This is a genomic window from Microbacterium sp. UBA837, assembly GCF_002296025.1.
Lineage (GTDB): Bacteria > Actinomycetota > Actinomycetes > Actinomycetales > Microbacteriaceae > Microbacterium.
In genome coordinates this window covers 1-7,330 of record NZ_DBHD01000138.1, presented here as the reverse complement: position 1 = coordinate 7,330, position 7,330 = coordinate 1, and the positions used below count along the sequence as shown (strand labels likewise).

Annotated in this window: 8 protein-coding genes; all 8 read left to right on the top strand. The window is 63.7% G+C overall.

The genetic code is table 11. The features are described from left to right. Nucleotides 1-36: 36 nt before the first annotated feature. The 8 genes from B3587_RS10255 (at nt 37) to B3587_RS10220 (ending at nt 6,355) form a co-directional block, all read left to right on the top strand. Entirely contained in the window at nt 37-1,371 is a 1,335-nt protein-coding gene (locus B3587_RS10255; RefSeq protein WP_193904030.1) for a Rieske 2Fe-2S domain-containing protein, read from the top strand. After that, the gene (locus B3587_RS10250) at nt 1,368-1,955 is read left to right on the top strand and encodes a 3-phenylpropionate/cinnamic acid dioxygenase subunit beta (protein ID WP_005054954.1); all 588 of its coding nucleotides are present in this window, start codon (nt 1,368-1,370) and stop codon (nt 1,953-1,955) included. The genes B3587_RS10255 and B3587_RS10250 overlap by 4 nt, the downstream gene beginning before the upstream one ends. Further along, a complete protein-coding gene (locus B3587_RS10245) occupies nt 1,952-2,278 on the top strand; it encodes a hypothetical protein (protein WP_005054953.1) in 327 nt (108 codons plus the stop codon). Before B3587_RS10250 ends, B3587_RS10245 begins: the two co-directional genes overlap by 4 nt. A 3-nt stretch (nt 2,279-2,281) precedes the next feature. Then, complete coding sequence (locus B3587_RS10240; RefSeq protein ID WP_005054951.1) at nt 2,282-2,479, top strand: ferredoxin; 198 nt, start codon at nt 2,282-2,284, stop codon at nt 2,477-2,479. Beyond that, complete coding sequence (locus B3587_RS10235) at nt 2,476-3,687, top strand: NAD(P)/FAD-dependent oxidoreductase (RefSeq protein WP_005054949.1); 1,212 nt, start codon at nt 2,476-2,478, stop codon at nt 3,685-3,687. The genes B3587_RS10240 and B3587_RS10235 overlap by 4 nt, the downstream gene beginning before the upstream one ends. A gap of 112 nt (nt 3,688-3,799) precedes the next feature. Continuing rightward, nucleotides 3,800-4,540 carry an IclR family transcriptional regulator gene (locus B3587_RS10230; protein WP_043341835.1) on the top strand — a complete coding sequence of 247 codons (741 nt, stop codon included), beginning with the start codon at nt 3,800-3,802 and terminating at the stop codon, nt 4,538-4,540. Nucleotides 4,541-4,701: 161 nt separating this feature from the next. Further along, nucleotides 4,702-5,424, top strand: coding sequence for an alpha/beta fold hydrolase (locus tag B3587_RS10225; RefSeq protein WP_005054944.1), 723 nt, complete (start codon nt 4,702-4,704; stop codon nt 5,422-5,424). A 16-nt stretch (nt 5,425-5,440) separates the two neighbouring features. Then, entirely contained in the window at nt 5,441-6,355 is a 915-nt protein-coding gene (locus B3587_RS10220) for an alpha/beta fold hydrolase (RefSeq protein WP_005054941.1), read from the top strand. Nucleotides 6,356-7,330: the final 975 nt, after the last annotated feature.

The window sequence follows — 7,330 nt, the reverse complement described above, 5'->3', positions numbered from 1 at the left end:
ACACCACTCCCAGGGACGTCACCTGTCAGACGCGGCATGATCCCTGCCCACATCTACAACGACGAAGAGATCTTCGCGCTCGAGCGGGAGCGCTTGTTCAGTCGCGCGTGGATCTTCGTGGGTCACGAATCAGAGATCCCTCAGCCCGGCGACTACGTGGTGCGGCGAGTGCTCGACGACTCGTTCATCGTGGTGCGCGACGAGAGTGGCTCCGTCAAGGCGATGTTCAACATGTGCCTGCACCGAGGAATGCAGGTGTGCCGGGCGGAAATGGGCAACGCCTCGCACTTCCGCTGCCCGTATCACGGCTGGTCGTACCGCAACGACGGACGAATCGTGGGGCTGCCGTTCCACGAAGAGGCGTACGGTGGCGAGGCTGGCTTCAATCGCAAGGGAGCCCGCCTGCTTCCGGCGCCGAGCCTCGACAGCTACAACGGGTTGATCTTCATCAGCATGGATCCGGATGCGCCACCGCTGATCGACTACCTCGGCGATTTCGCTTTCTATCTCGACTACTACACGAAGCAGAGCTCCTCGGGCATCGAGCTCCGCGGCCCGCAGCGCTGGCGGGTGAAGGCGAACTGGAAGATCGGCGCAGAGAACTTCGCCGGCGACATGTACCACACGCCACAGACCCACACCTCGGTGGTCGAGATCGGCCTCTTCCGCGAACCGAAGGCGGAGAAGCGTAAAGACGGCAACACGTACTGGGCGGGCAACGGCGGAGGCACGACCTACAAGCTTCCGGAGGGAACGCTCGAGGAGCGGCTGCGCTACGTGGGCTACCCCGACGAGATGATCGACCGGATGAAGGAGGTCTGGTCCCAGGACCAGCTCAATGTGATCGGCGAGAACGGCTTCATGATCTCGGCGGCCTCGATCTTCCCGAACATGAGCTTCGTGCACAACTGGCCGAAGGTGGAAGACGGCGACGACGTGCTCCCGTTCATCTCGATCCGTACCTGGCAGCCGATCAGCGAGAACGAGACCGAGGTGCTTTCCTGGTTCGCCGTCGACGCAGCGGCACCGGAGGAGTTCAAGGCTCTGTCGTACAAGGCGTACCTGATGTGCTTCGGCAGCACGGGGATGTTCGAGCAGGACGATGTGGAGAACTGGGTGTCCCTTACGAACACCGCGAAAGGGAATATGGCGCGGCGCTTGCTGCTGAACAGCCGGATGGGCGTGCTGAAAGACGGCAGATTCGTCGTGGAGCCGCTCGGACCGGACGCGTTCTCTGGCCCGGGCGTGGCCCACGTCGGTTACGGAGAGTACAACCAGCGGCATCTGCTCGAGCGCTGGGCGGACTACCTCGAGACGGAGCCGACCGCGCTGATCATCTCGTCGGTGGGGATGCCGGAGGGGCTGTCATGACCGAGGCGCGCTGGGTTCGACTGAAAGAGTCGCCGCTCGGAGCACATACGACCAAAGCCACGCGGGTGGGGAGTTCGTTGTCGTTCTCGGACGGCCTGCATCTGGAGACGCACAGGTGGCTCGTCGAAGAGGCATACATCCTCGACGAGCAGCGGTACGAGGACTGGCTCGACCTCATCGCCGACGATGTGCACTACATCATGCCCGTGCAGGTCACTACCGCGCTCGGCGCCGGGTACTCGACGTCTCCGGGCATGGCGCATTGGGACGAGAACAAGTACTCCCTGAGCCGGCGGGTCGCCCGCTTCCTCACGGAACACGCCTGGACAGAGGATCCGCCCTCCCGGCTCCGTCACTTCGTCACGAACGTGCGCACCTTCGAGAGCGACGTCCCGGGCGAGGTCGTCGTCGATTCTGCGGTGCTTCTTTTCCGCAGTCGCGGCGACGTGCACGAGCCCGCGGTGATCTCGGCCGGCCGCGAAGACGTTCTGCGACGTGTCGGCGGCGGGTTGCAGCTCGCACGCCGAACCATCACGGTCGACGAGTCGGTCTTGCGCACACAGAATCTGGCGATCTTCCTATGAAACTCGAATGGGAAGGCGAAGAGGACGACCGCATCGCGGCCATCGCAGCAGCAGACGAACGTCAGCGGCTCGAAGACCAGCGGGTAGGGGCTCCGATCTCGATCGCCAATGAGTTCTCGGAGATCCGGGTATCTCGCGTGGAGACACGCAACGGCTCCCGGCTCCTGATCGAGTCGCCGCGATCCGGGCAGTGGGTCGCTCTCGATCCGCTCGAGCTCGAGGCGCTGACCTGGCAGACTACGGCGACGTTCTCCGCCATGATCGCCCAACCGTTCGCACCGATGTTCCCTGAGATAACGCCTGAAGAAGCAGGAGAGGAGTGACACATGCCTGTCGTGAAAGCGGATCTCGGGCTCTGTCAGGGCTACGCCAACTGCATCATGGCCGCGGGAGACTATTTCGATCTCGATGACGACGGCGTCGTGATCCTGCTCAGAACAGAGGTCGACGAGGCCGACCGGAAACGGGTCACCGAGGCGGCGAACAGCTGCCCGGTTTCCGCGCTCCGGGTGGAAGACGAATGACGACAGCGATTGTCGGTGCGTCGATCGCGGGGGTACGGGCCGCGCAGGCGCTTCGGGCAGAGGGGTATCGCGGAGACGTTGTGCTCATCGGCTCCGAGCCCGTGCTGCCCTACGACAAGCCGCCGCTGTCGAAGGGATACCTCGTCGGTGCAGGTGCAGCCGAGGTCACGCTCCTCACGGCGGCGGAGGCGCTCGAGCTTAACATCGACCTTCGTCTCGGTGTGCCGGCGGTAGGTCTGGACCGTGCGTTGTCGGAGCTCCGGCTGGCGAATGGACGGCGGGTCGGCTTCGATGACCTCGTGGTGGCGACCGGCGTCCGCGCGCGGCCGTCGCCGTGGGGTGAAGGCGAGGGAATCCATGTGCTGCGGACACTCGACGACGCAGACCGGCTGCGCGCCGAGCTAGTTCCCGATCGCAGGATCATCGTCATCGGAGCGGGCTTCATCGGCGCCGAGGTCGCCGCGACCGCTCTTGGGCTCGGAGTCGATGTCACCCTGGTCTCGGCGACACGCGACCTGATGTCACGCCGGCTCGGTGACGAGATTGGCGCCCTCTTCTCGCAGAAGCACTCCCGGCATGGCGTACATGCGGTTCTCGGACGGACGGTCGCGCAGATCGACGGTGCGAAGGGAGACTTCCGCGTGCTCCTGGATGACGGTTCCGAGCTCCACGGTGATGTCGTCGTCATCGGCATCGGGGCAGTGCCGAACGTCGAATGGCTCGAGGACTCAGGGCTCGAGATCGACGACGGTCTCGTCTGCGACGAATTCCTCACGGCACTCGGCGCCCCGGAAATCCATGCGATCGGCGATGTTGCGCGGTGGCGGCATCCGGTTCGCGGCGATCTCACCCGTCTTGAGCACTGGACGAATGCGGTCGACCAGGCGCGCTGTGTCGCGCACAACATCGCTCATCCCGACGACCGACGCTCATATCTGCCTGTCGAGTATGTCTGGAGTGACCAGTTCAACTGGAAGCTGCACATCGTCGGTCGCACGACGGCAGTCAACCCCGAGATGGTGACGGACCCTCGAACACCCGACCGGATCGCGTCTCTGTACTCTCAGAATGGTCTGTCATTCGACGGGGCAGTGGTACTGAATTGGCCCCGCGCTCTCGTCGAAGTCCGCCGGTCCATCGCAGCGGGATCGTCGCTTTCCGACGTTCGTGTACGACTGGGCCGGCTGCTCGAATCGGCGTCCGGATAGACCTGGACGGGATCGCCTTGCCCTTGATGGCGGCCCTGAGGGCCGGCAGGAACGATACAGTTTCTGTTGTGCAGAGAAATAGAGCAGCCGACGGAGTCGATGCGGCTCCGCAATACCGATCGAGTCGGTCGACAATGCCCTGAAACTCCTGCTCCTGCTCGGTGAGAAGAACGAACTTCGACTGACGGACGCCAGCAAGCACCTGGGTGTCGCGACCTCAACGGCGCATCGCATCCTCGCGATGCTTCAATGGCGAGGATTCGTGCGGCAAGACCCGCGAACGAAGACATACGGGCCAGGGCCGTCGTTGACCACGATCGCCTTCTCGGTGCTGAGAAAGATGGACATCCCGCAGATCGTGCAACCGATCCTCGAGGAACTCAGCCACCAAGCCGGCGAGACGGTTCACCTCGGCACGCTCGACGGCAACTCCACTCGCTTTCTCGCAGTCTCGGAACCGACGACGGCGGTGCGAGTCGCTTCACGGTTGGGCAAGGAGATGCCGGCCCATTGCACCTCCACGGGAAAGGTTCTCCTGGCGCAGCTCCCGCGAGAACAATTGGACCGTCTCTACCCCGACGAGCAACTCTCACAGGTGACTCCGCAGTCGATCCGTACCAAGACCGAGCTCCTCGCACAACTGGATCTTGTCGCGAAGCAGGGCTATGCAACGAACCGGGAGGAGAGCGAGGAGGGCGTGGCCTCGGTGGCCGTGGCCGTTCCCTCGGCGAGCGGGCTGCGGTTGGCGATCAACGCATCTGCCCCGGTGTTCCGCTTGCCTCCCCGCAAGGTGAAGACCCTCGTCGCACTCCTCGATGAGGCAGCCGTACGTCTGGCCGACCTGACCTCCTGAAGGCTCGTCGTCTCTTTCCCCTGCGACCTGGTGCAGGGGTCGTTCGGCGCGTTCTGAAGAGAGCTCGAGCCATGCTGGACTGTTGGCGCCGCGCAAGCTATTGTGTCTTCTAGTTAGGAACAAGTTCTGCTCAGCAGATAAATATGCGAAGAGGATGATCAATGCAGATCGTACTGGTGCACGGCGGATGGGTAGGCGGCTGGGTGTGGGACGGCGTCGCCGACGAATTGCGCAGAATGGGGCACGAGGTGATCGCGCCGACGCTGCGCGGTCTCGAAGACGGTGACGTGGACCGCTCCGGCGTCACGATGAGCATGATGGCGCGCGATCTGATCGATCAGGTAAGAGAGCTCACCCAGCTCGACATCGTGCTCGTCGGTCATAGCGGCGGAGGTCCGCTCATCCAACTCGTCGCTGAGGCGATGCCCGAGCGCATCGGCCGGGTCGTCTTCGTCGACGCCTGGGTGCTGCGCGACGGCGAGACCATTAACGACGTGCTCCCCGATCCGTTGGTCGCAGCGACGAAGGCGCTTGCGAGTCAGTCCGACGACAACACCATCGTCATGCCGCCTGAGCTCTGGGCCGCGTCTATGCAGGACATGTCCCCGTTCGAGCAGCAGCAGCTCGCCGCGCTCGAGCCGAGGCTCGTCCCAGCGCCGGCAGGCTGGTCCGATGAGCCGATCCGCCTCGACCGGTTCTGGGCGAGCAGCATCCCGTCAAGTTATGTGTTCCTCGCTCAGGACCAGGCCGTTCCCGCTGAGATCTACCAGGCCGCGGCCGGGCGGCTTGATAGTCCGCGCACGATCGAGATCGACGGAAGCCATTTGGTGATGCTCACGCATCCGGAGAGGCTCGCACGGGCCCTCGACGCCGTCATTGCCTAACAGGCCTGGGGAAGCTATGGATTCGATTTCACGCCCAGACGACGTCGCGCCGATCTCGTACACCGAACTGGCGCCGTCGGGTGCGCCTGCTCGGTGGATCGTCCTCGTGCACGGGGGTGGTGCCTCGAACGAGTACTATCTCGAGACGCCCGACGGCCGACAGGGCTGGGCGGCACGATTCGTATCGCATGGCTACGGTGTGCTGGTGGTGGACTGGCTGGGGTTGTCCTATGAGGCGGCCCAACACGTCGATGATCGTGCGGCGTCTGCGCGGCTGGACTATGAGAGCGTGTGCCGAGGGATGGGCGTGTTCCTCTCTGGTCTCGGCCGGAACGTCGTGCTGGTCGTGCACTCGATGGCAGGTCCGATTGGCTTCCGCCTCCTAGAGACGCATGGCGATCTCATCGACGGGCTCGTAGCCGTCGCTCCGGGCCCGCCTGGAAATATACAGGCGGTGCCCGAGATCGTGAGGGAGTCCGACCAGGAGGTCTCCATCCGTGGAGCGGCCATCGACTGGACCATCCCGAAGATGGGTTTCTGGGAACCCACAAGCGCCTTCGTGAACGACAAGGCCATCGGACCCAGCCGGCGGTTCCCCCGCGAGTGCATCGAGGTGTTCCGCCGCACCCTTCGGCCGATCCCGGCCCGGATGCTTTATCAGCGTCAGAACATCGGTGGGAGCCAAATGAGGATCGGGCCGACCGACGCGTTCACGAACAAGCCGATTCTCGTCTTCACGGGTGGAGCCGATACCGACCACCCCTCGCAGCTGGATCAGGACATCGTGGCCTGGCTCACCGATCAGGGCGCCGCCGTCACCTTCTGGTCGTCCGAACTGCCTCTTCTCGCTGGGAACGGCCACTCGCTGATGGTCGAAGACAATAGCGACGAGATCGCTGACGAGATCGCGCGGTGGATCACGGCGCTCTGACTCGCCACCGTATCGTCCCGGCCATTATTTCAGCCGACCCGACGTCCCCAACAGCGGAGGAGAACGCCAGTCGTTTCCTTCGTGTCACTCGAGGGAACGCTGTGCCAGCTCGTTGCCGACTACGACTTGGTCGATCGGGCCCTTGCTCGAACTCCTCATTTCATACGTCTGGCGATGGACTCAAGGGAGATGTTCGCCGACGGCCGCGTGCAACTCCAGGTCATCGGTGGACAGCTGAGGCGTCTGCCACGACGCATCGAGACGATCGGTTCGCAGCTCGAACGGAACGTTCGGGCTGAGCATAAGGATGTTCCGAGACCTCCAGGAACGCGGATGGATCGGTTCGTTGGTCGGGGAGCTGACGACCACCCTGGTTGGCGTGGCGCTTATCGTCGCTGCGGTGCTACTTTCGGTCTCGGGGGGTGGCCCCCAGCTCGCCCCGACGTCGCACTCCTACCGTTCCTAGGGGCGGGGTGGTCGGCCTCGCGGGCAGGCTCCTCGTGCTGAGGCCGCTGCGCACCTCCTTGATGCGCACCACGCTGATCGCCGGATCCTGGCAAACTATCCCGCGACGCGAATTCGCAGGGGGTGTCGGCGCGACTTTCGATCGACGTACAGTGCCGTCCGTTAACAAACGATCGGTTCGTGCGACCGAACTGTCGAACGCCTGTGCATCGCTGCGGCGAGTTCCTCATGGCGCAGTACCTGGGTTTCGCTTCCGGAAGAAGATTTCACGAACCCCAGCGACACGGTGTTGCGGTGACGTTCGACGAAAGAGAAGAAGGATGGCCCGGCGAATCCCAATCGCGCGAAGTCTCGCCTTCGAAATGACAGAAGCGCTCCTGTGCTCGCGCGTCGGTTACTTCGCACCTTCTAGGTGTGACGTTATCAATTAGGGTGATGACGACCGGTGACGGGTACCGGTACCTGCTGAACTCTGTCGTGTCCGGTGACGGCGACCGCGACGCCTCGTCT